This window comes from Mechercharimyces sp. CAU 1602, assembly GCF_024753565.1.
Classification (GTDB): Bacteria; Bacillota; Bacilli; order Thermoactinomycetales; family JANTPT01; genus Mechercharimyces.
On record NZ_JANTPT010000003.1, the window covers coordinates 82,567 to 107,714 of the forward strand.

Below are 25,148 nucleotides of genomic sequence, written 5' to 3' on the forward strand. Positions count from 1 at the left end.
AAGGTGGGTATATTTTCAAATGAATAGAAGATACCGAAGTATAACTGCAAAAGTAGTTTTATTTTTAGTTTGTTTTATGTACTCATGTTCTTTTGTTAGTATTGCCTTTGCAGGTAACAATGCTGTGGAAGTTCCCAATATCGAAACCAATATTGAGATCCAATTCCCTACGGTTAGGACAGATATCACTATTCAAGAACCTAGTGTAAAAGCGCCAGAAGATAGTAAGGCAGGAGAAATGGAAAAGAGTGAGGGTGCTGTAGATGGAACCGAGTTTGAATGGAGTCATTATAAATATGTATCTGATTTGACGAGTAAAGTAACAGCTTGGAGAGCAACTGCTAAGAGTGTTCAGCATTGGACTGAAATATATAGACAAGCTGTTGTAAATGGAACGAATGTAAGTGATCTACCTGAGGAACTGTTAACAAGGAGTTCAAGACAACAAAACATATATAATCCCCATATGGGATCAGGGTATGGTTTGTTTGGATCTGCGGTAAGGGGGATAGGTGACTTATTTTTACCAGATGATTCAATCGTAAGTGCTGGGCTAGACACATGGGATTCTATTGATAGAGGGATTGAAGTAGGTCAACACTATGGGGAGTTTAGTAGGTGGCTCAAGAGTGGCGAATCCTTTGTGGGGAATTCTACACAACTAGTGGGTAATTTATCAAAAGCAAGTAAAATATTAGGGCAAGTAAATGTGGGATTATCAGCTGTTGGGATGGCTGTGGATGGATACGATGCATACACTAAATTTGCTGATGGAGATAATGTTGGGGGATGGCAAAGCACAGGGAGTGCTCTTATGGCGGGTTCAGTTGCCATAGGTGCGGCAGCGGCATTGGTAGGCGTAGCAGCCGCACCCGTCACCCTTGTGGTCGCTGGTGTGGGTTTGGGGATTTGGGCTGGGGCGACAATATATAAACATAAAGAGAAGGTGTGGAAAGCAATAAAGAATCCTAAAAAAGCCTGGAATAATGCAAAAAATGATGTTAAAAAAGCGGCTAATAACGCTGCGGATACTGTGAAAGGTTGGTTTAGCTAAAAAGTATTATTTAGAGGAGAGTATAGAGTGAAAAAACTACCCAGAGAGATAGAGTTAATTGTTCAAAAATACCAAGGAAACAATGGTGCGTTTGGTTTTTTAGATTTACTTGTGGAATATAAGGGAACTAATTACTATCATATATTTTTCAAGGGGACAAACAAACATATGATAGTTGATGAAAATGGACGGTTACCTTGGTATGAAGATTGCGAACCTTTAGTTCGGCAGCATCGGTTTTTAGTCTATTGGAACGAAACTATTCTTCAGAGAGGCCTAGAGCAAGCAAAAAAGCATCACCAACGTATATTTAGTAATAAGGCTAAAATGTTGAAAAGGATGAAACGAAAAGTAGAAAGTAAAATGCCTGAAGATGTTTGTCTTTCTATGGATCGGTATATTACTATGGCAGAATCTATAGCGGAAGGAAGAACGATTTTAGCGAAAGCTGTAAAAGAGTCAAGGGAATTATTTTTAAGTTGTGTCGATACTAATGTATTAACAGAGGAAAAATTAGAGATACAAATGGAAAATCAACGCATCTATATGGAAAAAGGATATCGCGAAGTAATGGCTCAACTAGATACTTACGAGGATAGAAAAATAGTGCTTCGGTTTTTACCATGGAGAATTCCGATATGGCGTTTCGACTTATGGTTGATCCTTTATTATATCTGGGCTATGCATCATTTGATGCTTGCAAAGGAAGCTAGGGGGATGGAAAAGACAGTTAAAGAAGATATGGAAAGATTTTTATTCGGTGATGGTAAAATACGCCGGTTAGAAGTCGCAGTTAAAGATTATTGGAACAAATTACTTAATCCAAAAAGGGAGCAGCTATGAATAGTATTAAAAATGCGGCCGATATATATATATCCAATGTAAGTGTAATCTTGAAGATAATTATTATCTATTCGCTACCTATTCTACTTATTAATTATTACATCTCTAATTATTTTTATATATATTTCGATCTTCTAGGTTTAGGATTTATAGGGGCATTTGTGGTTTCTTGGATTCAAATAGTTGTTTTTGCGCTACTACAATTGCCCTATATTCAAGTTGTTATTGATGAAGAGGGAGGAATGTTAAAGGTATCTAGAATACTGGATCAAGTGTCTAGTAAGATGTTTGCAGTCTACCTGATAGGTCTGGTACAGGTGATCTTGGTGGCGATAGGAAATATATTTTTAGTCATACCAGGGATCATCATTTTACTTTTAACTTTGCTATTTCCTTATGCTATTTGTATAGATGACCGGAAAGGTTTAGGTAGTCTTAAGCGATCTGCCAAGGTAAGCAGTTCTCACCTTTTCAAGTTAATAGGTTTATTATTGATAATGGGTTTGTTGCAAGGGATAATTCAATTATTAATTTTATATGGAGGGATGGTGCTGACTAACTCTTTATTATTTTTAGCGCTCATGCAAATAGGGACTAGTGCTTTGTGCATACCTCTGTTTACTTTCATTTTAGCTCTTAATTATATGAACTGGACAAACTATGCGGATAAGGAGGTATGGGATTAGTTAGTAGGATAAGATAGGGGCGAAGAATTTGAAGATAAGGATTGATGAGATCTACCCACTAAATATCTTGATTAAAGACAAGAATATTACGGCATTAAGTTTTAATCCAATGGTTGGATCCGACTGTAAGTACTATAGGACAAGTTAAAAATGAATTATATAGTCTTAGACGAAAATGGACTGACACATTGAAGTGATTTATGATATATACCTCATTCTATAATATTTATTGATCAGGGATTTGATCTGCGGTATTCCGACTAGTTTGTGTTGCTGGTATGGCAGTATACAAGCACATGTAAAAAAAGTAGCACGAGAGGTGACGACGATGGGTGAAAAGGAAGCGGAAAAGGTGGGGAAAAAGAGCTTTGCCGACACGGACAACTATTACTTATACGATCTAGAAGTAAAAAAAGATGCTGGTGAAGTGATTGTCAAAGCTGATCTACGCATCGATTATGTATTTCTCCCCTCACTCGGTTCTTTTTCTTATGAGACTGAAGCACGTGCACCACTGGTACAGTAAGTAATCAGATACTCATGATCCATATATCTAAGAAGAGGTGTAGAGAGGAGGAGAGTACATGAAGGAAAGTTGCGGAGAACGTACATACAGGCGTGGAGCTTCTACGGTAGAATTTATCGTCATTCTCCCTTTGTTTATCTTACTAAGTTTAGTCGTTTGGCAGCTCATTATCACTGGTATGGCAGTAGTAGATGCTCAAGCGGCTGTTCGTGATGCGGTCAAAGTTGCTTCTTTGACGGGAAATGAGGAAAAGGCGAAAGAGCAGGGGGAATCTTCATTCGGGGGAGATTACAAAGACTACAAATTGAAGATGAAAGTCAAAGTTGAAAGTCTATCTGAGATGGCATACGCTACTGCCAAAATAGAAATTCCTGTAATTTTTATGGACAGTGTTCCCTTTACCTATGAAACGAAAGGAGAAGCCCCCCTTTTGCGAACGGGTACGGGATCAATAGGGGGTGGTGCACCTGAGTTTTTGGATACAGAGGGTGGGGTGCTTGGACCACCTTTAAAAGTGATGTATATCAATTCAGATTATGGTCCGAGATGGGGAGCGTTCCATGGGGGCTGGGATCTAAAAGGGGCCGAAGGAACTCCGATGTTTGCTGCTGAAGGGGGTAAAGTAATACGCGCAGGAGCATCTAATGGGTACGGTACCTTGATCATTATCCACCATGAAGAATTAAACTTGTACACGTGGTACGCACATAGCTGGCAGAGAGATATATTGGTTAAGGTTGGCGATAAGGTAGAAAGAGGGGAGCAAATCTCGTCTGTGGGAAATAACGGAAAATCTACCGGGCCTCATCTACATTGGGAGGTAAGGTATGGAGGCGTTCCTGGAACTCATACCAATCCTAGGCCCTATTTGGATAGTGATGTGGTAAATTAACAGTGGAGGTTGGTTCGAATATAGAGGGGGGTTATCATTGCTAAGAAATTATCAACCTATCAAGAAATGTTTATACATGCTGGTGATATGTGTAGTGCTATCGTCATGTGCAGGTTTACAAGAAGAGAATTCGTCTGTAGGGAAAGATGATAAATCTGGTAATGATCTATATGATGAAGGAAAATTCGTGTTAAATGAACATACCCTCTCTGAAGCTAGCAAAGGTCGCCTAACATACATCCCATTTGAGATCGGTACAGATATAAAAGAAGTAAAGGCGGCTTGGGGAGAACCAGACGAAAGTGGGAACATCGAGGGAAAGTATCTTTACTATAAGGATCGAAAAACATACATCTATATGCATCTAGACGATAAGGTATCGGCAGTTGGGGGTAAAACAGAGCTGAGTAGACAAGCAATGATTAATATTTTAGGTCGACCTTCTGATGAGTTTGAGAGTGATTTATCTTATGTTACGGGCGACTACTTTATCTATATAACCGGTGATACCGTCATGTTAAAGCCGTACAAGAAATGATCAAATTCGTTTCAGCTTATGCCGAAACATCAGGGAACCAGGTGGAGTCTTGACTCTACCTGGTTGGAAAACTCCACTTATAGGAATGAGGTTCTTTGCGCTGGAGAAAAGTGTATTCCTTCATCTAGAAAAGTGGTGAATGATCATAACTTACACATATCTGGATCGAAATCATATGGGTTATATAAATAATGGAATAGGTGGGAGCTTGACTTTAGCTTACGAATATCACGGACTTATATATGCAATAGATTGTAGGCGGGCATATGGGTTTGTCAAATGAAAAAGAAACTCGATACTATGTAAAGTAGGAAGGTGATTTTATGAGCCTGAAATATATTAGTCTATTTATAGTGTTTTCATTGTCTGTTTGTTTAATGGTGTCATGCTCAAACACGGTTTCCCCTATATCAGAAAAGTCAGATAAAAAATCCGACCAAATAGAAGAAGTAGAAGAGATTGAACAAATTCAAATGAAAGACTTTGAACCTGCCAAGGAAGTAGAGGGAATGCTAACTGAAGGACCAGGAAAGTACGCAGGAGAACGCTATGATAAGAAGAAACTAGAGGAAGAAATAAAACAATTTTCAAACAACTTAACTGCTCAGGAAGCATACAAAAAATTATTGCAGTTATTAGCCGAAGACTATGAACCAATCGATAAGAAATATAAAAATTTTGACTTAACATACTATAATCCGAATGCGGACAAGACACCTAATGGGACAGATGATAAAGGCTCCGATAATAAGAGTGACAAGTCTGCTCAAGTGAGTATTTTAATCGATGCAAGTGGAAGCATGGCGGGAAAGGTGAATGGACAAACCAAAATGAAGTTGGCGAAAGAGGCAGCAGAGCGATTTGCTTCTTCACTTCCACAGAATGTGAAGGTTTCTGTCGTAACTTATGGGCATAAAGGGAGTAATCGTGAACAGGACAAAAAAGTATCATGTAATAGTACAGAAGAGATCTATCCTTTGTCCGAGTACAATGAAGCGAAATTTAATAAAGCATTGAACAATGTTAACCCCACAGGTTGGACGCCTATTGCATCTGCAATCGAAAAAACCCATCAATCACTTCAACAAAATACAAGTGCAGATACTGAAAACGTCGTATTTATTATAAGCGATGGAATAGAGACATGTGATGGAAATCCTGTAGATGCGGCAAAGAGCCTTCATCAGTCCAATATTCAAGCTGTTGTCAATATCGTAGGATTTGATGTCGATAATGAGGCTCAGCAAGAATTGAAGAAGATAGCAGATATCGGCGGAGGGGAGTATGAAACTGCTAAGAGTGCGGAAGACCTTAATTCTTACTTTAATAAGAAGAATACGGAATTGATTTTAGCTTGGTCTAAGTGGTGGGCAAAAAGTTTTCAAGAAATTACGAAGATGCATGGGGAAAAGTGGAGCGCCCTAAAGAAGATTTCTCCAGAATTTCGCGAGCAAATTTTGATGGAAAAAACGAGGTTAGATATAGCTCTAAGCCAAATGAGAATAGATAAAAAAGTGAGCTTAGAGTCTGGTAATGAACTTCAGCGCTTAATTCAAACTCGTTATAGTAAACTACAAAAATACAATGTGGATCAATATGATTTTAATTTTTATTTCATCGTCTGGAACTACAATCAAATGAAACGAGAGATTAAAAAAATAGAGAATGAGAACATAGAAAAAATCAGCTAATTCGAAGTAATAGTTGCATTTATCTCATTACAACTGTAGGTATTCAAACCACTATAAGACACTCTTTCATTTACGGAGTGAGTAGTGGTAGTTATAAAAACCTGATGCAACTAGAGGTGGTGATAGGAAGACTAATGATACCTAGGGGTGGAAGTAATTATGAATAAAATGAAGCAACGATTTTTTGCAAAAGTGATTTTACTATTTTACAGCTTCATGTACGTATTCTCGTTCATGAGTATAGCGTATGCTGGGAATAACGCAGTAACTGTTCCTGATATTGAGACAAATGTGGAAATCCAGTTCCCTAGTATGGAGACTCGGGTTTATATACAAGAACCGGAAGTAAAAACGGAATGAAACACAGAAACGAAGGAAGTGGATAGAAATGGGGGATTCGCTTCTTCTAGGTGGTATAAAACTGTTAAATTATGAAAGAAGTGAAACACATGAAAAAGACTTACCTAGAGTTTAAGCCAACAACCCCTTTTCCTGATCCACCTTCTCGCATTGAACGGGTTCTTCAACAATATGTTCATGAAGGGGAATCATATAGTATCATGCCTACTAGGGTAGATATTAATGGGAGTATCTACTATTGTGTTGGAATAATTAGAGGGAAGTTAGAGGCGTACAGAGCAGCTTCCGGGTATTTGATGGTTCGTGACGATGGGAGGGATGTATTTGTTCCAACAAGAGAGGAAAGTGTAAAGCCGTTTTACATGCATAGAGAATCAGATTCTATTCTTGCTACTCTTTATTCCATTGGTTATCGGTGGTCGCAACGTTCTATGTGGGTATGTAAATCATTACTATTTATACTGGATCATGCAAAAAGGTTGTCAAAAGGGACTTTTCCTCCTGAAGTTGAGCTTGCGTATCAGCGATTTCGTAGTATAGCAACAGTCATATTAGAAAGACAGCAAAACATTATAAAGAGTGTAGATGAAGCGCAGGAGTTGTTTGCAAAATTTACGACTGAGCATGTTATTGATGAAGAACTTTATAAAATGATATGGGCGTGTTTTATGCGAACTATGAACTCAGTATATGATCAACACGAGATACAGATAAGCACACTGGACGATAGAAAGCAGTTTCTTCGATATCTATTTAGACAGTTGCGACCATGGCGTATACGCTTGATTGGGGTATATCTCATATTATGTTGGAATCATATTGATTTAATGCCTTCCGGAAGTAATATGAGTGATCATAAAGATGTAGAAGAATTTTTGTCTCAAGATGACCCTAAACTTAAAAATATGAAGTCATTAGACAAATTGCTTAGAAACCCTGTTATCTAGTAGTGTCGTTGGTTTTAAACATAATGATTCCTATGGACTTCTGATCTTTCTATTAGTCAATATGGAATCTGTAAAAATCGGGTTAGCTTAAGAGTAGTATTTTGAGGAGAGTACAAGATGAAGCAGCTTCCTAGAAAGATAGAGTTAATTGTTCAAAAATACCAAGGAAACAATGGATCATATGATTTTCTAGATTTGCTTGTGGAATATGAGAGCACTAAATATTATCACATATATTTTAAGAGGTCTAAAACCTACTTGATAGTCGATGAATATGGGAAGTTGCCTTGGCATGAGGATTGCGAACCTTTGGTTCGACAGCACAGGAATTTAGTCTATTGGAATGAAACTATCCTCCAGACAGGGTTAGAGAAAGCGAAGACGCACCACCAACGAATATTTTTCAATAAGGTTAAAATGTTGAAGAAGATGAAACGAAAAGTAGAAAGTAATATGCCTGCAGATGTTTGTCTTTCCATGGATCGGTATATTGCTATGGCAGAATCTATTGCGAAAGGAAGAGTAGTTTTAGCGAAGGCTGTAAAAGAGTCTAGAGAATTATTTTTAAGTTGTGGAGATACTTACGTTTTAACAGAGAAAAAACTAGAAAAACAAATGGAAAATCAACGTATCTATACGGAAGTGGGTTATCGTGAAGTAGTGGATCAACTAAACACCTATGAAGATAGAAGAAAAGTGTTACGGTTTTTACCATGGAGGATTCCGGTATGGCGTATCGATTTATGGCTGATCCTTTATTATATTTGGGCCATGCATCATTTGATGCTTGCAAAGGAAGCTAGAGGGATGGAAAAGACAGTTAAAGAAGATATGGAAAGATATTTATTCGTAGATGGTAAAGGAATCATGTAACAATTTACTCAATCCAAAAAGGGCAAACCATACTAACTCCACACATGCATCCCAATACGATTCTGTATTATAGAATACCATCACTATTTGCTATCTATGCTGCATTGCGTTGATACTATGCTTTCGCTGTTTCTATTAACTATGATCAGTCTCAATAGGGAAACCAGTAGCTATATACAGTTTTAAAGTATTTTCCCCGATCCGAAGTATGTGAAAGGAGAGATAGGTATGTATGCCCAATCAATAAGATCTTTCTTCTTAAAATAGAGAGAGAGGGTCCTCAAGAGGAGATTGAAGATAAGAAAGACAAAATGAAGGGAGGTTGATTCTATTAAATAAATGAAATACAGAAATATAGTTGTAAAAATAAAAGGGAGTTTTTAGAAATGATGCAAAAAGGTTTCGTTCTGAACTGGAGTTATGAAGATAGATAAGGGAGATGTGTCCGGATGGAACGAAAAACGCATGGGACATACAATCGGAGTTCAAAGAAATGTTGAAGCTAAAGGAAGAAAACGAATTCCTAAAAAGGCTATGGCCATATTCGCTAAAAAGTAGACCAGAACGATGTTTTAATGGCTTTTCAAGAGATCAAGGAGCAACATGCCATGCAAACGGTGTGTGAGACCCTCAACGTGCCAAGAAGTACGAACTACCGATCGTTGAATTAAAAGCCATCTTCTCATGGCCGGGAGAACCAGATATTAAATCAAATGATCCTTGATATTTACATAAAAAGCAAAGTGCAGCGCTCGATGTGTTTTCTCGATCACCCATAAGAAATTCCAACCTATTCTAAGAAGGCATCCATCCAAGAGCGCAAGAACCTCTTAAAGAGGAATTTCACCACAACGGGGTTGAACCAGAAGTGGGTAACGGATTTGACCTATGTCCGCCTCGGTGATGGATCTGCATTCGAAGGGGATTATCAGAGCAGGCACTTATGCGGCTAGATTAGGAAAAGCGTGTGCATATACTGGCTTGGTCTTTTCTGGGCTAGAGTTGATTGATAAAACACATGGTGCAGTTACTACAACGGGTCAGGAAAGTAAGATAATATTGCCGGAATGGTAGGAGCAGTGGGTTCAGGCTTGATGTCTGGAGCTGCTTTAGCTGGACCCACTCCATTGGGGATAGGTTAAGTCTTTATTTGAATAGGACTCTATCCAAATTTATAGTTCTGGGGTCTTTTTGCTATTACAATATAGTGCGTAATGGATGAAGTTAGTTTTTGATTATAAGAGTGTGTATTTATAATCCCTAAAATATTTAATATGAGGCGAACTTATGAATAGAATATTTTTAAAGTATAAGTTGACATCCCCTTTTCCTGATCCACCAGAGCGAATTGAGAAGGCTCTGCTTCCATATCTTAATTCAAACGAATCCTACAATATATTTCCTATTAGATCAGAGATAGATGGTAAAATATATTATTGCGTTGGGATAATGAAAGGAAAGAAGGATTTAAGAAAACCAGCTTCTGGATATGTGATTGTTCGAGATGATTCAGATCATGCAGTGGTTCCGAGAAGAGAGGAAAGTATAAAACCTCTCTACATTCATAAGGACACGGACTCTATATTTCGTACTCTTTATTCCACAGGTTATCGCTGGTCAAAGCGCTCAATACGGATTTGTAAATGGTTGGTTTTCACATTAAACATTGCTGATCGTGTATTGGAAAAACCGCTTCCTCCTGGAGTAGAAGAATCTTATCAACGGTTTCTTAGTATCGCTTCAGTCATTCGTGATAGGCAGCAAACCATTGTAGAGAGTATAGATGAAGCACAATTACTATTTGCAGAGATGACAACTCACCATATTATTAATGAACATCTTTATGATAAGGTCTGGGGGTGCTTTTTACGAACAATGAATGCAGTGTATGACCAACATGATATACAGATACAAACTTTAGAAGATCGCAAAATGTTTTTGCGTCATTTATTTAAAGCAATTCGGCCATGGCGCTTTCGTTTGATCTATGCCTACATAAGTTTGTTGAAACATCACATTTCTCTATTGGCTTCAGAGAGTAATAAGAGGGATCATAGAGAAGTAGGGGAGTTTTTAACCCAAGAGATTCCTAGACTTGAAAACTCAAATACCATGGAAGCTTTGCTTAGAAATCCAAGGGTATAGTATGATGTAGAATTTTTTAAACTCGGCTAATTATAATGAGGTGAAAGTCGTGTCTATATTCCAAAGCTCTCTTCATTTACTCAGGCAACAAGCTTAGTGGACTATAATTCTTGTTATAGGGGTTGAATAAAACATGGTACTAGCATTTTTGTTTATAGGTATCCTGTTTATTATTACAGTTATTTCCATTGTACTGATGATTTATTCAATAAAAGTATTATATATTGATAAGAGTTGGGGTGTACTCGCTACTTTAGCAATTGTGTTATTAGAGTTTGTGATGATGCTTATTGGATTGCTCATTCTAGTGAAAATTTATATTGCTTTGGGTGGAACCTAAAAATAGGAATAACGATGGGATGCTCTATAAAATCACAAACTTTTACATAGGGATTACTAGGAGAGTAAGTTGATGTAGTTATGTAGTTCACCCTCTTGTGTATGCTATCAATTAACATTTTTTGGAGGGTGCTGTGGATCGGTTAAATTAGATCGGATAAAAAATGAAGGTTAAGCAGATTACATTCAATCACTGAAAAGCGGCGAATTGATCGAGAAGGCAGAGTTGAACCAATCATATATAATCTAACTGTAAATGACTTTTTTGCATAGCATCTCTTTTCAATAACTGTTAGGGTACCCTTATATACCTTATCATGGTAGAATAAAAGGAAAATCAAACCTATATCCCAGGGAGATTATAGAGTTCTAGGTGAGTTTAAGATGATAGGGGAAAGTAGATGGAAGGAGATTTTCTCTCTGTACGGATGCGTAGCCACAGATATCGTAAAGGCGCAACCACCGGTAAATTTGTTATCAAATTCCAGGCATTTTTCTACTGGTTTAATTTGCTTGGTAGTTGATGATCGTTGAGATGGTACTTTGGATAACTTTATACGGCAATTCGCGGTGTATCCTGCTAACTTTGGTACGAGGACGGAGCAGGAGAGGCGGGTAAGTTTGTTTTTATAATAGTTGACCAGTAAAGGGGTTATAAGTAAATAGCTATATATTTTAAGTGGTGGTGGTTTTAATGGATCATGTAACCAAACGGTTTTTTTGTTCTCTGCTGGTGTTGTGTTTATTGACCTCTTGTGCACAGCAGGAAAGTACGGATACATTAGGTGGCGGGAAGAATGGTTCTAAGAGTAATATAGGTTTTGCTACTGATGTAAAGGGGATGCTAGAAGAGGGTCCAGGTAAGTACGCGGGCGAAAAATTTAATGAGGAAAAAGTAGAACAGGAACTAAATAATCTACCACAAGACGTTGGATCTAAAAAAGTATATACAGAACTTATTCGTTTGTTAGCAGAAGATTACCAGCCAGTGGTGAAAAGATTGGATAACTTCAACTTGGACTATACCAATCCTAATGAGGAGCCTGGAGACATCAAGAAACCAGTGGGAGAGGAACCTGGGAAATTGCATGTTACAGTCTTATTAGATGCGAGTGGAAGTATGGCTGGAAAAGTAGATGGAAAAGTGAAGATGGACTTAGCGAAAGGAGCAGCTTATTCCTTTGCCTCCTCCCTTCCTGAGCAAACGAAAGTATCACTATGGACATATGGGCATAAAGGGAGCAATGCAGAAGCAGATAAGAATGTCTCTTGTAAGGGCATTGAAGAGACCTATCCACTAACGACTTTCAATAAAGAAAAGTATATTACAGCATTAAAGAGTTTTAAGCCAACGGGTTGGACCCCGATTGCAGATGCGATAGAACAAGCTAGAAATGAATTAGTTAGTCAGTCCGATGAAAATACAACGAATATGGTCTACATCATCAGTGATGGGATAGAAACATGTGACGGAGATCCAGTGAAAGCAGCAAAATCCCTCTATGAATCTAATATTCAGGCGTCAGTTAATATTATAGGACTTGATGTAGATAATAATGCTCAGCAATCGTTAAAAGAAGTAGCTAGAGCTGGTGGAGGGAAATATTCAACGGTAGATAGTGTTAAGGATTTAAAAATGTACTTTAAACGAGAAAAGAGCAAAATTAAAGTTGGATGGATGCTTTGGGGTGATAGGAGTAGTTCATCCCTCTATCGCTGGTATTATGATAAATTGAATGAATTAGACGAGATTGAATATACGATGTTTGATAAGCTGAAAAATAGTGAAAAGAATCGAATGAGATATGCTGTAGAATACCTATACAAAAATAAGAAAATATCACAGGAAACAAATGATTCAATTGACAATGCACTAGATTATCGTTTTGAAGAATTGGATAATTATATACATGAGTATGTTAAGAGATTAGAAAAAGAAGTGAAGAAAAAAGAAAAGGCACTTAGGAGTGAATTTGAAGATAAAGAAAAAGAAATGAGACAGAAATATGATAACTAAATATGTTTAGTATGGAAAGGAGGTATGAGAATGCGTATTCAGTATGTACAAAAAAAAGTGGCGATGATTTTACTTACATTGTTTGTGCTTACGCAAGTATGTTCTCCTGTTATTAATATTGCATACGCAGGTCATCCAAAAGTAAACACCCCTAAACTTGAAATAGAAACAGAGGTTGAAACCCCTACCGAAGTAGAGATTCCAACTTATGAACATACTCCTGAAAATAATCAAGCTCCCCAAGTGCAGAATACCCCGAATGTAATAGGAGAAACAAAAGATAAAGGGATGTTCGATCTTCTTAGCACAAAGGGATACAAGGTAGCGAAGCTTGTTGCCTATGACCTGTTATCTAGCTCCTGGAGCTGGAAAACTGAATTTGGAGTTTATATAGATGATATTATTGGCTCAATCACAATGTCTGACTATGCAAGAGATAAACAAAACTCTTTAGGATCTGCTAGTTATGGATTGTTTGCTAATATTGTTCGAGGGACATTAGGTGTAAATGCTTCGGATCAAACACAGGCAGCATTGGATATTTGGGCTTCTGGTGACAAAGTGTATGAAGTAAGTGGATTTATTAACTGGTCAAATATAGATAATATTCGATTCTTAGTTGATGATATTGGGAATGCAACTATGTTTAGTGATGATGCAATCACATCTATACTGAGTTTAGTTAAGCAACCAACGGCACCATTGTCAGGGTTTTCTAAGTTTTTAGGGTGGTTTGGGGTTGTTATTTCAGGGTTTGAAGCAATTTATAATATAGTGATGGCGTTTGGTGCTGAAGATGGATCAGAGGAGCAGGCAACATATGTGTTAAACTATATCGCGGCAGTTGGCGGGTTGTTGGGCTCGGCAGCAGTGTTGTTATCAGTAGCTTTTCCACCAGTTGCATTAGCTCTTGCCATTATCGGTGGGGTACTATTTATATTTGGTACGCTAGGAAAATTATTTGTAAGCAATTCTACATTTAGAGCTTTTGTTACATACCCTGTGGTATTCACTAAGCGTATATTCAGGATGATTGGAAGAAATACAAGCTTGATGATAAGAAGAGTTGCGCAAGCGGGTGTTGCCATTGGTAGCAAGTTACGGAGCATATTTAATAGGGGATAACCCTCTTAGATTAAAAACAGGGAGTGATGAGTGTGAGTAACTTTACTCCGCCAGAGCATGTGCAGACGATAGTTGATAAGTACAAGCAGCAGTCAACTGAGAAAGTAGGCGTATTTCCTGCAAAAATAATATACAACGGAGGGGGGTATTATTTAGCCTCATATAATATCTCTACTAGTCTCTATTACTATTTAATTATCAGTGAGAGTGGTGAGGTTCCATTAAAGGAAGAGGTTGAGGATATTAGTCTAATAGTCTTAGATATGATTAGTTTTAAGGTGAATCTTAGGCGGTATGGGAAATCTTTGGTTGGAGAAAGACGCATAGGAGTAATGAAATTCTCTCTTAAAGTGCTGCAAAAAGTATATAAAGAGCTTAAGGAGGAGTTGCCTGCAAGCACGAATGAATCATTTCAGAGGTTTATAGAAGTGCCGGTTATAACACTGGATAAGTATCGATTAGCTAAAGAAAACCTAAAGGCTGCAAATGAAATAATTCAGCATGTACTTAGTAGACAGGTTGTTGATGTGGTAGAGAGAGATAAAATAGATCAATATATATTTAATCTTGGTAAGTACGCATATCAGCAAAATGAAATACAAATGAAAACATATAGAGATCGGAAGCGTGTTATTACTTATCTTTTAAAGAAGGGGAAGTGGTGGTGGGCATTTTGTCTATGGATATTTCATTTATGGCTACATCCTGAAAAAGTTAAACCAAAAGATAGGCGTTCTTATTTATCTGCACGGGCACAATATATTGATGAAATTGAGCCTGAACACAATGTAAAAGCACGGCAACGTGTTATTAGCCGTATTCGAAACCCCGTTTCAGAAGGAGATAGACTATGAATCATTATAAAGAGGCTTGGTATCTCTATGAATGTGAAAAGAGAAATCTGGACTTGAGTCAGTAAGTGAGACAGTAAAAAGTTAAGTTTAAGCTGACAGAGATTGAGTCAATCGATCCTCAAACTGTTGAGGATGAGATAATCGAATCCACTATGAACTCGGTTTCTGTTATACCAGCCCTCAATGAATTGAAAGATTGCCATTTTTGTTTCTCCGAAATCCCAATAACGCCTATGGTGAACTATTTCTTTCTTTAAGATGGCACGAAATGATTCGATTCAGGCATTATTATAAGGGAATCCCTTTACACTAAAGGATTGTTGGATGTTCTCTTGTTAAAGGAACGGGGTAAATTTCTCACTCGGGAACCTAAGTCCGCGGGAACTAAAAACAAAGGGGGATGGAAGGGGTTTAATAAACTTTAGGAAAAGAGTCTCATTTTACTATCAAGCGTAAGATTGGTTGTCTAAAGAGGAAGGTGCAGATAAATATGGCTGAGATAGTAAGAGAGATTGAACAATGTCTTTACTAAAAAGGTCAATATTAAAAATTAATAGAAGTCCGTATTAAAGTAGAAAAAGACTATTATTACATAGTGTTCTACTACTTTGAAAAGTTGTTTTCATGATATTTTAATCCTATATTCGGGAGATGTAATTAAATGATCCGTATAACTAGAAACATGTTTATAATCACTGTATGTGTGGCCATATTCATCGTCGGGTGTTCAAATAATAGCACAACGAAGGAAAAGGCTGAATCGACATCTAACAATAAAATTGAAAAGGAACAGAAGGAGTTTGTACCTGCCGAAGATGCGGAAGGAATGCTGAGGGAGGGGCCGGGAAAATATGCAGGCGATCGTTATGATCAGGCGAAGCTTGAGAAAGAATTGGATCAGTTTCCTGATAATCTAACTGCAGAAGAGGCGTATAAGAGGATTATTCCTTTATTAGCGGCAGATTACGGACCATTGGTAGAGAAAATAGAGAAGTTTGATACCTCGTTGGTGAACCCCAATGATATGCCAAGTGAGGCTAGCGAGAAAGGGATGAAGAAAAAGGCACCAAAAACCTATGTTACGATTCTATTGGATGCTAGTGGTAGTATGGCAGGTCAAGTAGAAGGTGGAAAGAAGATGGATTTAGCCAAAGCTGCTGTCCAGCGCTTTGTTGCCTCATTACCTGAAGAAGTGGAGATCTCATTAAGGGTATACGGTCATAAGGGAAGCAACAGTGAAGAAGATAAAAAGAAATCATGTGAAGCAATCGAGGAGGTATATGCTTCTTCCCCCTATGAAAAAGAGAGATTCGATCAGGCACTATTGCGCTTTAATCCTACAGGATGGACACCCCTAGCGGGGGCAATTAGCGAGACTCGAGAAGAATTACTTCGAGATGCAGAAGAGCGTACCCAATTGGTATACATCATGAGTGATGGAATAGAGACGTGTGATGGGGATCCTGTTAAAGAGGTTAGGAAATTGCATGATGAAAACATAAAATCAGTTATAAATATCATTGGATTTGATGTAGATGATCAAGCACAACAGCAACTTAAGGAAATGGCAGAGGTTGGTGAGGGAAGCTATGAAACGGTCGATAGTGCAGAGAGCTTAAGAGCGTATTTTGATGATCGCAATCAGGATCTTTGGTCTGAATGGTTTGATTGGGGAGTTCAAAGCTCACTGGATCTGTTTGACATGAAGGCTGATAAATTAGAATATATTAGCGATGAAGTCAATGGTACTTTCATAGATGAAATAAATAATGAATATGTTAAATTGCATGATGCAGGAGAGTATCTGCTATTAAAAGAGAAGATGAGATTAGCAGAAAATATAGAGTATAGTAAAATTTTAACAAAAAGGGAAAGCAAACTAGACGAGTATCGCGAGTCCCAAGAAGACTTATTAAGGCAAGCTGTCGAAAAAAACTACGATAATTTAAATCAAGAGATAGAGAGAAAGCAAGAGGAAATGACGAAAAGCAGATGAAAAGCATAGGCGCCTAGTGCAAAAAAGAGGGGCAAGGCTGTACAGATAAAATCTAAATTTAAAAGATTTGAGGATGATGAAAATGGAGATTAAGCAGAATAAGAAGCAGTGGCAAGATGATGATTCTAACATATTTGTGGAGTGGGGAAAGTTATTTACGCCGAAACGAGAAGAGGTTATAGAAGTGTTTGTAAAATCGATTCCCAAAAATAAGCATGATCAATTTCATGTTGTTGAGCTAGGGTGTGGCTTAGGATGGCTTAGTAAGTCCATATTACAAAACTTCCCTTATTCAAAAGTAACAGTGTTAGATGGTTCTCAGGTGATGCTACAGCACGCTAAGGAGAAACTAGCGGAATTTGAGGGCAGAGTAACATTCGACTTGTTTAGATTGGAAAACATAGATTGGATCTATCAGTATGAAAACAAAGTGGATTGCTTTGTTAGTAGTCTTGCTATACATCACATTGATGGTGAAGAAAAAAAGATACTTTTTCAACGTTTACATGATGTATTGTTACCTGGCGGAGCACTGATTGTAGCGGATGTTTTGAAAGCACAAAATATCTTAGTTGAAAACTATTGGGCTAACAAATGGGATCAAATTGTGAAAGAACAATCGAGAGCTCAATTTGGTGACGAGCGGGGGTTTACTATGTTTATTAAAGAAGAGTGGAATATGTATAGACACTCTGAAGATCCGATAGATAAACCTTCAAGTTTGATGGATCAATTAACGTGGTTAGAACAAGCGGGCTTTCAAGGGATTGACGTTTATTGGTTAAATGCAGGGCATGCAATATTTGGGGGTTATAAAGAAAAATCCTCTGATTAGAAAACGGGGATGATTACGGTAGTCAAGTAGCTAGATCGAGTTGGTTCTTTAGGGACTATACACGGAAAACCAGGGATGTATACTTGAAGCTGTAGTAGGTACATATTTTGCTCATATTTTTGTTAGCTTGGTGAATGGGAGAAAGGTGACTATCTGAAGATAATCACCTTTTTGATAGATCTTATCTACGAAATAATGTAGCGATACCGCTAATATTTACTTTGTGATCGGATAGCCGAAGTGAATAGGTTTGATCCGACTCAAAGTCAAATTCAATGATGGAATCACTACCGTCCATCGTGATGCAGGTGGTTTCGCCATCACTATTTGTAATACATGCTGATGTACCGGTTAAATCTTCTGCATTTTGATTAAAATCTAATTTAACTCCTTCGTAATTAGCACCGCTTAAGTCACTCCAAGTGAGGTAGCGTCCTTCATTACATTGAAAGCTGATCTTCGGGTCAAAGAAAGCTTCCGCAGTGGGCACATGAATAGATGTAACAAAAAGGACAGATAACATCAACAAGAAACACTTTGCAGCTATTGATTTGCTTTTCATTCTAAGCACTCCCTTAATATACAATTAGTTAGCTGACGACAGTCGTAGTTACTAAAGTGAAATATGTACATTATCTAGGGTGGCTATTGTAATTTAAAAATAATATTAAATATCTGCCATCGAAGGCCAATAACAATATCATACAATCGTGCAATTTATATGTCAATAAAAAAGTCGGAATTTTATCTGCCTATATTTTGTGATGTGAACCATGAGAGTGATTTTTCAATAACTAAAGAGAAGTGGTTTACCTTCTCTCGAATGATGTATATATGAGACAGAGAGGTAAAAAGAAGTTTATAGATGATTGTACAATTTTAAAGAAGAATACTATTAGTCTTCTGTTTTGAATTTATATATTAGGGGTGACTACTATTATTACAAGAAAAATAGAGGTTGGAGGACTGACGAAATCGCAGCTTATCCAAAAATTGAAGCGAAATCCTATCTTGGTGAATGAGTATGGAGAGAGGTTATTAACTGATGAAAAATTTACGACTTCAGATACAAAGTACAACCTTCAGACAGTAGAACTAACGGTGGGGAGTCTTGGCTTTTCTGATGGAGCTACTACGGCTCAGATTTTTAGAAAAGCGCGTGAACTAGGTTTGTCATTGTGTCCGCTCGAGTTGGGACCTTATTTAAGACTAGAATATCTGGATCAGCCTGAAGGGGACGCGGGGAATTCTGTAGAAAGGAAACAAGCCCCATCAGGCTCCATCACGATAGCGTCGGAGATATTATCGGAAGATGATGACTTTCCGAAAGGCTTTTATTTGAGACGAACGAACGGCGAGTTGTGGCTAAGAGGGTATTGTGCAGACCATCTTCACGTTTGGAATCCTGATGATCATATGATCTTTTGTCAAACAAAGATCTAAGATGGAATCGTTTTCTATCTCGATAATCTAGTAGTTTTCTGAAAAAACAAGAGCATGATATACTTATGATCACCCACAATATGGGTGCTGATTTTGGGTGAGCGTGGTAGAATAGAGGGTAGTGTTAGGTTACATATGGATCCAGCTTCTTGGTAGGATCCGGGGAGCATAAGAGAAGGAAGATAGATTTTTGTAAGGTTCGGGGGGATGATGGATGAACATACACAACAATGGTGAAAGAATCGCTTTTACCTATCAGGTAGAAGCTTCTTTTCCCTTTGTGAAAGGAATTTTGTATTATACTTCGCTATCTGTTGCGGAGGGGGAGGAAGCGGTATCTACCCGCTTTGTGCATGCGTTGCCGGCGAGTGAGGTTAAGGTTGAGGAAGGTGAGGATGCTACTCGTCAGAAAGAAGCGCTAATTCCGTTGGAGCAGGTGTTTAGGGAAGAAGGCGTCTTTTACCAAGTACTTGAGCCCTTTACTGGAACGTTACTATTAAAAAGAATGGCGGCAGGGAATACTTCTCTGGCTGAAGCGACCTATATTGCTTTTCAGTTGAGTAAACACTTGCTTCGTCTATCTGAAGAGAACCAATTTACTGTTGTTCATCCGCAAAATATTTTCCTCTTTCCAGAGGGAGAAATCCGCTTTTTATATGGTGGAACAATAGGGTGTATGCCAAGTGGATACGACGGGCTTTTACCTGAGCGACTTTTGACAGAGGCAGAACAACGGGCGGGATCTGTCGATATGAAGGCGTTGGCTACCCTGTATTACCGGATGATCACCAAAAAACAGCCAACTTCCGATGAAGATCTTATACTACAACTGCGCATGGCATGTTCTGAGATTCCATGGGATTTAGGGGAATGGGTAGAAAGATGCCTGGACCCGAAGCGAGTAGAAGATCGTCCTGGTCTAAAAGAGAGTGCGGCGCTATTGGAGCACATGTTTATAAATGAAGTGGGCCAGGGATGGGTGCCTCAATGGGACGTGTTATCGAGTGAGGAAGATCATCCAGAGTGTAACGATGAGGGTGAACAGGTTTCTGTGGAGGAACCTACCATGCAGAGTGAGTCGTCCGATCGAAGCGAAGGGGAACAGACCAGGAAAGAAAGTGTTAGTGAACGTCTTCCTCTACTATTACCTAAGATGAATAAGGATAAATCACGGCGCCTGTTGGTATGGGGCTTGACTCTTCCGGTGGTGGTCGTTGTTATGATAGGTATCTTCATGATGCTGTCGCCCCCAGATGCAGACGGCCCGCAGGAGATAGAACTAAATCCGACAGCAGCTAAACAAGCTTATGAATCAGCAGTGGAGGCTTATAAGAAGGGGAAAGTGGAGCAGGCTATTCAGTTTGGAGAAAGTGCGTTTAAGCATGATCCATCACAGGAAAAGATAGCACTTTATTTAGCTAATTTATATGGGGAAGAGCGTCGTTATCATGATGGAGTAGAAGTTTTAAGCAGGGTAAAGAGTGATTTTTCACTGGAGTCAGCTAAGGTTGACTACTTATTAGCGCACTTGATGTATTATGAAAATCGCCTTGAGGAAGGGAAAAAAAGTGTTGAACAAGCGATTAAGTTAGATGAAAAAAAGCCGGAATACTACCATTTGCTGAGCAAGATCTCCTATAGCATGGATGATCCGAAACAAGCGATTACAGCTATCGAGCAAGCGATCAAGCTACATGATAGCCGCCCGCTATATTATTATGAGTCTGCGGTTTATCACTTAGCGACGAAAGATATGAAAGTGGCGCGTCAACATATCGACAAAGCTTTGGAGCTGGATTCGTATAATAAGAAATATTGGCTTACTAAAGGTAATATCGATCTAAAAGATTTGGAGTTGGTGAAGGAAGATAAAGAGCTCTCTGAGCAAGCGAAGAAAGACCAATCTAAAAAACTAGCGAAGAAAGCATTGGCCAGTTTTAAAGAGGCAGTTAAACTAGATAGCTTAGATCCGAGTCCCCGCTTTCATCTATCTGTAGCGTATGCTCATCTGGGAGATTTAAAAAAAGCAGAAGCAGAAGCGAAAAATGCCATGCTCCGCGGAGCTGAGGTGTCAATTTATAGTTATCAGTATGCGGTTATTTTGGAGAAGCGAAAGAAGAAAAAGGATGCAGCTACGTTTTATGAACTCTCCGATTCGCTTAGTAAGGATTATGATGAACCACAGGTTGATCTATCACCCAGCTCTACTTGGGCAAAGCATACGGCTAGATAGGGAGATAGGAGCATTGGCATATGGCGGTGCTCCTTGTTTCGTTGCGTCAGGTAAGGATTTTTATGGGGAGGAAGTTAATGAATGAGTAGATGGAAACCTGTGATCGAGATATGGATTCGGCCGACACGAACGATCCAACAAGTATTACATAGTACGACAATCACGCAGTTAGCGATATTAATCCTTTTTTCAGGGTTATCTCATTCGTTGATAGGTGGTTATGTATTTGGAGAGCGTTTTCCAGATGCCAATATCTTACTATATGTGTTGCTAGCTAGTCCGGTGGTGGGTGTGGTCTCGTGGATACTGTGGAGTACAATTATCTTTTTGTGCGCAAAGTTATTAAAGGGAGAAGGAACATGGGAAGAGACAGGGGTGGCGATCGCTTGGGCTCAGATCCCCTACATTGCAGAAATAATCTTGGAAGTGCCGTATCTGATCGTGGATGGGAATCGGGTGTTTACGGAGGAGTCAGCTATTTATTTGGTTCCTCCTATGTATAATGATCTGTATGTTGTCTTATCTTGGGTCATTAGCATATGGGCTATATTTACTATATCTAAGAGTATCGCCGTGGCTCATCGTATTTCTGCTTGGGGAGGGTTTATTGTAGTATATTTGCTTCCTATATTTGCGCTGGTTTTACCTTTTGTACTCGTCGCTATGATATTCCTCTCTCTCGGTTTCTTACAATAGATCGATAAGCTTTACGCATCTACTATCTCGAAGGTGGGTACCCAGCCTTACCGTATCATGGTAGAATTATAGAGAAGGTAGAGTTTATTTGTTAACTGAAAAAGTGCGCTTGCGCTGAAATTATATAATTGGTTTCGCCTAAGGATTAGTTTGATCGTGGAGGGAAGCAGAGCAATGAGGATGAAACGGCGAGGTGAATGGATCCGGCATGCCTATCAGGTAGATAGTTTATTCCCGTTTGTGCAGGGAGTACTATATGATACCATCTATCATTCGACCGGTCATGAGCACGAAGTGGATGGACGAAGGTATATTATACAAGCGATGAAAGTGCAGGCGATCAATGGTCTTCAGGGTGTGGAAACGCTGATGAAACGCGATGAGTCTGCCTTTATTCAATTACATGAGGTCTTTGTGGAAGAAGACAGTTTGTATCAGGTGTACAAAAAGCTAGAAGGTCAGCTATTAGCTTATCGATTGATGGAAGGGAAGATGGATTGGCGTGAGAGTGTCCATGTTTTACGAAGCATCGTACAACAGTTGATGGTAATGAGAGAGAACGGGGAGATGACTGTTGTTCACCCTCAAAATACAATTCTCCCCCCAGGTGGAAGGGTTCAATTCCTGTATGGAGGCTCGAAAGAGATTTTAGTGAAAGAGGGGGATATGTCTCCTGCGACCAGCCGGTCGGATGAAGCGGCTAACGTGTATGCGATCGGGATGATCGCTTACATGATGATTACGGGAATATCACCTGTAGAAAACCCTTTCTACATTCAGTCGCTACGGTCTAGGTGTCCAGAAGTGCCGGAATATCTATCTTTTCAGGTGATGAGCTCGTTAGCTGTTCAACCGCAGCCACGACCTACATTAGATCAGTGGGGGGAAGTGCTCCACCAAATGGTACGGATGTTGGGAATGGAGAAAGAAACTTAAGCGATAACTTTTTAAGATGGGGGACTTGGACGATGAAAATGCGTAGTAAAGGCGATATTATTGCAAATACATACCGAGTCGAAGCATCCTTTCCCTTTGTGAAAGGAGTGCTGTATTACACCACGACCTTAGCGATGCATGCGGAAGGTAGTGGGGATGAGACTACCTCAACGCGCTTTGTACATGCACTCACAGCATCTGAAGTGGAGTGGAAAGAAAGCGGAGGAAAGCTGCCTGTACGAGAATCAAAAGCGCTGCTGCCACTTGAGAAAGTTTTCATTGAAGAGGGTGTGTACTACCAAGTACTTCAACCCTTTACCGGCACCTTGCTCAGTAAACGGATAGGAGAGGGACATATCCAGTTGGGAGAAGCGACTCATATTGCTCATCAAATTTGTGAGCGATTGGTTCGACTGGAGCAAAGCAAACAGTTTGCACTCGTTCATCCGCAAAATATCTTTCTTTTTCCACGGGGTGAACTACGCTTTCTTTACGGCGGGGAATATGGGAAAGTTCCTTCTACTTATAAAAAGATTTTGCCTTCCTACTTGCTGATAGCAGAGGAACAGACTCATGGATCAGAGGAAGTAAAAGCGTTGGCCCTCCTTTTGTACCGTATGATTACAGGCAAGAAACCGGAGGCCGGCGAAGATATTATTTTGCAATTACGGCTAGCCTACTCTGATACTCCCTGGGATTTAGGTGAGTGGGTGGAGCGCAGTCTGGATCAACGTCGTGTGGCTGAACGTCCTTCGCTAGCGGAGAGTGCGGAAATATTACGGCACTTGAATGCTTCATTATGGGGTCAAGGGAAGAAAGCGGATTGGGCATCATTTGAGAAAGCTAATCGTACTCCTGCTGAAGGCAGTCAGAGTCGACATGTGAAAAAAGCAACGTTGCCAGAGGAGAAAGCTGAAGCGCCTAAGAGAGTGGAAAATGCTGAAGAGCGAAATGAAGAGCAGAGCAAAGAAGAGGCCCAGCTTCCGCTTTCGGTGCCCTCATCACGGAAAAGGCTTTTTGGCAGAAGTGGGAAGATCGCTGCGTTGGTGGGGGTGGTGGTAACATTTTTGCTGGCGATCGGTCTTTTTCTCTTTCCTGTGGGAGCAGATGAGAATCTAGATCCCGCAAAGGCAAAGCAGGCATATGAATCCGCACGAAAAGAGTATCAAGATAAGAACGTGGAGCAGGCGATCCAATTTGGTGAAGAGGCTTATCGTTATGACCCCTCAGAAGAAAAGCATGCCATCTATTTGGCTCGCTTGTATGGCGAAGTGGGGCGAAATCACGATGGGATTGAAACCTTGATCGCTACGAAGGAGAAATACGCTGAGGAGTCACCCGCTCTACACCGTGAGATTGCCAAGTTGATGTATCAGGCGAATCGCTTAGAAGATGCGAAGCAGTATGTGAAAGAAGCGATCCGGTTAGATGAGAAAAGTGCAGATGCTTTCTACTCTTATAGTAAAATCTTATTTAATACGGGTGAGGTAAAAGAAGCGATTCAAGCGGTGAACAAGGCGATCCAACTAGATCCGAGCATACCGATCTATCACTATGAAGGGTCAGTCTACTATAATTCTCTGCGAGATACGACAAAAGCACGTCAGTATGCAGACAAAGCGTTAGAGTTGGACGGTTACAATAAGTTATATTGGTTAGCCAAAGGAAGCGCTGATTTGATGGAGATCGAAATTGTGAAGGCGGATAAAAGTATTTCCAACGGTGAAAAAGAAGAGCGAACCAAAGAGTTGGCAAAAAGTGCAGAAGAGAGCTTTGATAAAGCAGAGGATATTGATGGTCTCGATGCGAGTGTTCGCTACCATCTCTCTGTGGCTTATGCTTACATGGGTGATTTTAAAGATGCGGAAAAGGCCGCTCGCCGTGCGGTGTTGCGTGAAGGTGAAAATCCAGTTTATCACTTACAGTATGCCTATGTGTTAGAGAGACGGGGAGAGAAGAAAGAAGCAGAAGAAGAGTATGAGATTGCGAAAGCGTTAGAAGAAGGTCATGGTGAACCTATATTGGAGCTTTCGCCAAGTAAACCTGAACCACGACCTTATCGCTAAAAAGCGTTGGGTGAGTTAGTACAGAATCTCTATCTTGTTAGATTTAAGGAATA

The 25,148-nt window shown here is 39.4% G+C and carries 27 protein-coding genes; 24 read left to right on the plus strand and 3 right to left on the minus strand.

Going from position 1 to position 25,148, the window contains the following annotated elements; genetic code table 11:
- Window positions 1-76 precede the first annotated feature (76 nt).
- From NXZ84_RS12910 to NXZ84_RS12965, 11 genes are all read left to right on the plus strand, one after another.
- Complete coding sequence (locus NXZ84_RS12910; RefSeq protein WP_258840748.1) at window positions 77-1,054, plus strand: hypothetical protein; 978 nt, start codon at window positions 77-79, stop codon at window positions 1,052-1,054.
- A 27-nt stretch (window positions 1,055-1,081) separates the two neighbouring features.
- Window positions 1,082-1,897 (plus strand): hypothetical protein, encoded by an 816-nt coding sequence (locus tag NXZ84_RS12915; protein WP_258840749.1) that lies wholly within the window; start codon window positions 1,082-1,084, stop codon window positions 1,895-1,897.
- Window positions 1,894-2,583, plus strand: coding sequence for a DUF7847 domain-containing protein (locus tag NXZ84_RS12920; RefSeq protein WP_258840750.1), 690 nt, complete (start codon window positions 1,894-1,896; stop codon window positions 2,581-2,583). The genes NXZ84_RS12915 and NXZ84_RS12920 overlap by 4 nt, the downstream gene beginning before the upstream one ends.
- A gap of 229 nt (window positions 2,584-2,812) precedes the next feature.
- The gene (locus NXZ84_RS12925) at window positions 2,813-3,109 is read left to right on the plus strand and encodes a hypothetical protein (protein ID WP_258840751.1); all 297 of its coding nucleotides are present in this window, start codon (window positions 2,813-2,815) and stop codon (window positions 3,107-3,109) included.
- 58 nt (window positions 3,110-3,167) lie between these two features.
- Window positions 3,168-4,001 carry a peptidoglycan DD-metalloendopeptidase family protein gene (locus tag NXZ84_RS15135; RefSeq protein WP_309495915.1) on the plus strand — a complete coding sequence of 278 codons (834 nt, stop codon included), beginning with the start codon at window positions 3,168-3,170 and terminating at the stop codon, window positions 3,999-4,001.
- A 37-nt stretch (window positions 4,002-4,038) separates the two neighbouring features.
- Entirely contained in the window at window positions 4,039-4,539 is a 501-nt protein-coding gene (locus NXZ84_RS12940; protein WP_258840752.1) for a DUF4309 domain-containing protein, read from the plus strand.
- Between the two features lie 323 nt (window positions 4,540-4,862).
- Window positions 4,863-6,230: a vWA domain-containing protein gene (locus tag NXZ84_RS12945; RefSeq protein ID WP_258840753.1), complete on the plus strand. Its 1,368-nt coding sequence runs from the start codon at window positions 4,863-4,865 to the stop codon at window positions 6,228-6,230.
- A gap of 159 nt (window positions 6,231-6,389) precedes the next feature.
- Window positions 6,390-6,590 carry a hypothetical protein gene (locus NXZ84_RS12950; RefSeq protein ID WP_258840754.1) on the plus strand — a complete coding sequence of 67 codons (201 nt, stop codon included), beginning with the start codon at window positions 6,390-6,392 and terminating at the stop codon, window positions 6,588-6,590.
- Between the two features lie 71 nt (window positions 6,591-6,661).
- The gene (locus NXZ84_RS12955) at window positions 6,662-7,537 is read left to right on the plus strand and encodes a hypothetical protein (RefSeq protein WP_258840755.1); all 876 of its coding nucleotides are present in this window, start codon (window positions 6,662-6,664) and stop codon (window positions 7,535-7,537) included.
- 117 nt (window positions 7,538-7,654) lie between these two features.
- Complete coding sequence (locus NXZ84_RS12960) at window positions 7,655-8,410, plus strand: hypothetical protein (RefSeq protein ID WP_258840756.1); 756 nt, start codon at window positions 7,655-7,657, stop codon at window positions 8,408-8,410.
- A 420-nt stretch (window positions 8,411-8,830) separates the two neighbouring features.
- Window positions 8,831-8,968, plus strand: a complete 138-nt coding sequence (locus NXZ84_RS12965) for a hypothetical protein (RefSeq protein WP_258840757.1) — start codon at window positions 8,831-8,833, stop codon at window positions 8,966-8,968.
- 72 nt (window positions 8,969-9,040) lie between these two features.
- Here NXZ84_RS12965 and NXZ84_RS12970 read toward each other — a convergent pair whose 3' ends face one another.
- Window positions 9,041-9,187 (minus strand): hypothetical protein, encoded by a 147-nt coding sequence (locus NXZ84_RS12970; RefSeq protein ID WP_258840758.1) that lies wholly within the window; start codon window positions 9,185-9,187, stop codon window positions 9,041-9,043.
- A 126-nt stretch (window positions 9,188-9,313) separates the two neighbouring features.
- Between NXZ84_RS12970 and NXZ84_RS12975 the strand changes: the two genes are divergently transcribed.
- From NXZ84_RS12975 to NXZ84_RS13000, 6 genes are all read left to right on the plus strand, one after another.
- Complete coding sequence (locus NXZ84_RS12975) at window positions 9,314-9,484, plus strand: hypothetical protein (protein WP_258840759.1); 171 nt, start codon at window positions 9,314-9,316, stop codon at window positions 9,482-9,484.
- Between the two features lie 213 nt (window positions 9,485-9,697).
- Window positions 9,698-10,555 carry a hypothetical protein gene (locus NXZ84_RS12980; RefSeq protein ID WP_258840760.1) on the plus strand — a complete coding sequence of 286 codons (858 nt, stop codon included), beginning with the start codon at window positions 9,698-9,700 and terminating at the stop codon, window positions 10,553-10,555.
- Window positions 10,556-10,688: 133 nt separating this feature from the next.
- Entirely contained in the window at window positions 10,689-10,895 is a 207-nt protein-coding gene (locus NXZ84_RS12985; RefSeq protein ID WP_258840761.1) for a hypothetical protein, read from the plus strand.
- A gap of 693 nt (window positions 10,896-11,588) precedes the next feature.
- Window positions 11,589-12,911, plus strand: a complete 1,323-nt coding sequence (locus NXZ84_RS12990) for a vWA domain-containing protein (protein ID WP_258840762.1) — start codon at window positions 11,589-11,591, stop codon at window positions 12,909-12,911.
- 30 nt (window positions 12,912-12,941) lie between these two features.
- Window positions 12,942-14,036, plus strand: coding sequence for a hypothetical protein (locus NXZ84_RS12995; RefSeq protein WP_258840763.1), 1,095 nt, complete (start codon window positions 12,942-12,944; stop codon window positions 14,034-14,036).
- A 26-nt stretch (window positions 14,037-14,062) separates the two neighbouring features.
- Window positions 14,063-14,890, plus strand: a complete 828-nt coding sequence (locus NXZ84_RS13000) for a hypothetical protein (RefSeq protein ID WP_258840764.1) — start codon at window positions 14,063-14,065, stop codon at window positions 14,888-14,890.
- A gap of 107 nt (window positions 14,891-14,997) precedes the next feature.
- On the opposite strand, the gene NXZ84_RS13005 is transcribed toward NXZ84_RS13000, so the two are convergent.
- The gene (locus tag NXZ84_RS13005; RefSeq protein ID WP_396654046.1) at window positions 14,998-15,168 is read right to left on the minus strand and encodes an IS3 family transposase; all 171 of its coding nucleotides are present in this window, start codon (window positions 15,166-15,168) and stop codon (window positions 14,998-15,000) included.
- Between the two features lie 404 nt (window positions 15,169-15,572).
- On the opposite strand from NXZ84_RS13005, the gene NXZ84_RS13010 reads away from it, so the two are divergent.
- Window positions 15,573-16,886: a VWA domain-containing protein gene (locus NXZ84_RS13010; RefSeq protein WP_258840765.1), complete on the plus strand. Its 1,314-nt coding sequence runs from the start codon at window positions 15,573-15,575 to the stop codon at window positions 16,884-16,886.
- An 82-nt stretch (window positions 16,887-16,968) separates the two neighbouring features.
- On the plus strand, window positions 16,969-17,721 hold the full coding sequence (locus tag NXZ84_RS13015; protein ID WP_258840766.1) for a class I SAM-dependent methyltransferase: 753 nt from the start codon (window positions 16,969-16,971) through the stop codon (window positions 17,719-17,721).
- Window positions 17,722-17,902: 181 nt separating this feature from the next.
- Here NXZ84_RS13015 and NXZ84_RS13020 read toward each other — a convergent pair whose 3' ends face one another.
- Window positions 17,903-18,283, minus strand: coding sequence for a hypothetical protein (locus tag NXZ84_RS13020; RefSeq protein WP_258840767.1), 381 nt, complete (start codon window positions 18,281-18,283; stop codon window positions 17,903-17,905).
- A gap of 350 nt (window positions 18,284-18,633) precedes the next feature.
- On the opposite strand from NXZ84_RS13020, the gene NXZ84_RS13025 reads away from it, so the two are divergent.
- From NXZ84_RS13025 to NXZ84_RS13045, 5 genes are all read left to right on the plus strand, one after another.
- Window positions 18,634-19,164, plus strand: coding sequence for a helicase (locus tag NXZ84_RS13025; RefSeq protein WP_258840918.1), 531 nt, complete (start codon window positions 18,634-18,636; stop codon window positions 19,162-19,164).
- Between the two features lie 214 nt (window positions 19,165-19,378).
- Window positions 19,379-21,397, plus strand: a complete 2,019-nt coding sequence (locus NXZ84_RS13030) for a tetratricopeptide repeat protein (protein ID WP_258840768.1) — start codon at window positions 19,379-19,381, stop codon at window positions 21,395-21,397.
- Window positions 21,398-21,478: 81 nt separating this feature from the next.
- On the plus strand, window positions 21,479-22,093 hold the full coding sequence (locus tag NXZ84_RS13035; protein WP_258840769.1) for a YIP1 family protein: 615 nt from the start codon (window positions 21,479-21,481) through the stop codon (window positions 22,091-22,093).
- A 180-nt stretch (window positions 22,094-22,273) separates the two neighbouring features.
- Window positions 22,274-23,029: a serine/threonine-protein kinase gene (locus NXZ84_RS13040; protein WP_258840770.1), complete on the plus strand. Its 756-nt coding sequence runs from the start codon at window positions 22,274-22,276 to the stop codon at window positions 23,027-23,029.
- Between the two features lie 32 nt (window positions 23,030-23,061).
- Entirely contained in the window at window positions 23,062-25,095 is a 2,034-nt protein-coding gene (locus tag NXZ84_RS13045; RefSeq protein WP_258840771.1) for a tetratricopeptide repeat protein, read from the plus strand.
- Window positions 25,096-25,148: the final 53 nt, after the last annotated feature.

Excerpts from the sequence above, each read along its gene's own strand:
- NXZ84_RS13000 (WP_258840764.1), top strand. The coding sequence starts at position 14,063 with ATGAGTGTGAGTAACTTTACTCCGCCAGAGCATGTGCAGACGATAGTT.
- NXZ84_RS12965 (WP_258840757.1), top strand. The coding sequence starts at position 8,831 with ATGAAGATAGATAAGGGAGATGTGTCCGGATGGAACGAAAAACGCATG.
- NXZ84_RS12985 (WP_258840761.1), top strand. The coding sequence starts at position 10,689 with ATGGTACTAGCATTTTTGTTTATAGGTATCCTGTTTATTATTACAGTT.
- NXZ84_RS13020 (WP_258840767.1), bottom strand. The coding sequence starts at position 18,283 with ATGAAAAGCAAATCAATAGCTGCAAAGTGTTTCTTGTTGATGTTATCT.
- NXZ84_RS15135 (WP_309495915.1), top strand. The coding sequence starts at position 3,168 with ATGAAGGAAAGTTGCGGAGAACGTACATACAGGCGTGGAGCTTCTACG.
- NXZ84_RS12970 (WP_258840758.1), bottom strand. The coding sequence starts at position 9,187 with ATGGGTGATCGAGAAAACACATCGAGCGCTGCACTTTGCTTTTTATGT.
- NXZ84_RS13030 (WP_258840768.1), top strand. The coding sequence starts at position 19,379 with ATGAACATACACAACAATGGTGAAAGAATCGCTTTTACCTATCAGGTA.
- NXZ84_RS13015 (WP_258840766.1), top strand. The coding sequence starts at position 16,969 with ATGGAGATTAAGCAGAATAAGAAGCAGTGGCAAGATGATGATTCTAAC.
- NXZ84_RS12920 (WP_258840750.1), top strand. The coding sequence starts at position 1,894 with ATGAATAGTATTAAAAATGCGGCCGATATATATATATCCAATGTAAGT.
- NXZ84_RS13040 (WP_258840770.1), top strand. The coding sequence starts at position 22,274 with ATGAAACGGCGAGGTGAATGGATCCGGCATGCCTATCAGGTAGATAGT.
- NXZ84_RS12910 (WP_258840748.1), top strand. The coding sequence starts at position 77 with ATGTACTCATGTTCTTTTGTTAGTATTGCCTTTGCAGGTAACAATGCT.
- NXZ84_RS12960 (WP_258840756.1), top strand. The coding sequence starts at position 7,655 with ATGAAGCAGCTTCCTAGAAAGATAGAGTTAATTGTTCAAAAATACCAA.
- NXZ84_RS12950 (WP_258840754.1), top strand. The coding sequence starts at position 6,390 with ATGAATAAAATGAAGCAACGATTTTTTGCAAAAGTGATTTTACTATTT.
- NXZ84_RS12945 (WP_258840753.1), top strand. The coding sequence starts at position 4,863 with ATGAGCCTGAAATATATTAGTCTATTTATAGTGTTTTCATTGTCTGTT.
- NXZ84_RS12990 (WP_258840762.1), top strand. The coding sequence starts at position 11,589 with ATGGATCATGTAACCAAACGGTTTTTTTGTTCTCTGCTGGTGTTGTGT.
- NXZ84_RS12955 (WP_258840755.1), top strand. The coding sequence starts at position 6,662 with ATGAAAGAAGTGAAACACATGAAAAAGACTTACCTAGAGTTTAAGCCA.
- NXZ84_RS13010 (WP_258840765.1), top strand. The coding sequence starts at position 15,573 with ATGTTTATAATCACTGTATGTGTGGCCATATTCATCGTCGGGTGTTCA.
- NXZ84_RS12980 (WP_258840760.1), top strand. The coding sequence starts at position 9,698 with ATGAATAGAATATTTTTAAAGTATAAGTTGACATCCCCTTTTCCTGAT.
- NXZ84_RS12975 (WP_258840759.1), top strand. The coding sequence starts at position 9,314 with ATGGATCTGCATTCGAAGGGGATTATCAGAGCAGGCACTTATGCGGCT.
- NXZ84_RS12995 (WP_258840763.1), top strand. The coding sequence starts at position 12,942 with ATGCGTATTCAGTATGTACAAAAAAAAGTGGCGATGATTTTACTTACA.
- NXZ84_RS13035 (WP_258840769.1), top strand. The coding sequence starts at position 21,479 with ATGAGTAGATGGAAACCTGTGATCGAGATATGGATTCGGCCGACACGA.
- NXZ84_RS13045 (WP_258840771.1), top strand. The coding sequence starts at position 23,062 with ATGAAAATGCGTAGTAAAGGCGATATTATTGCAAATACATACCGAGTC.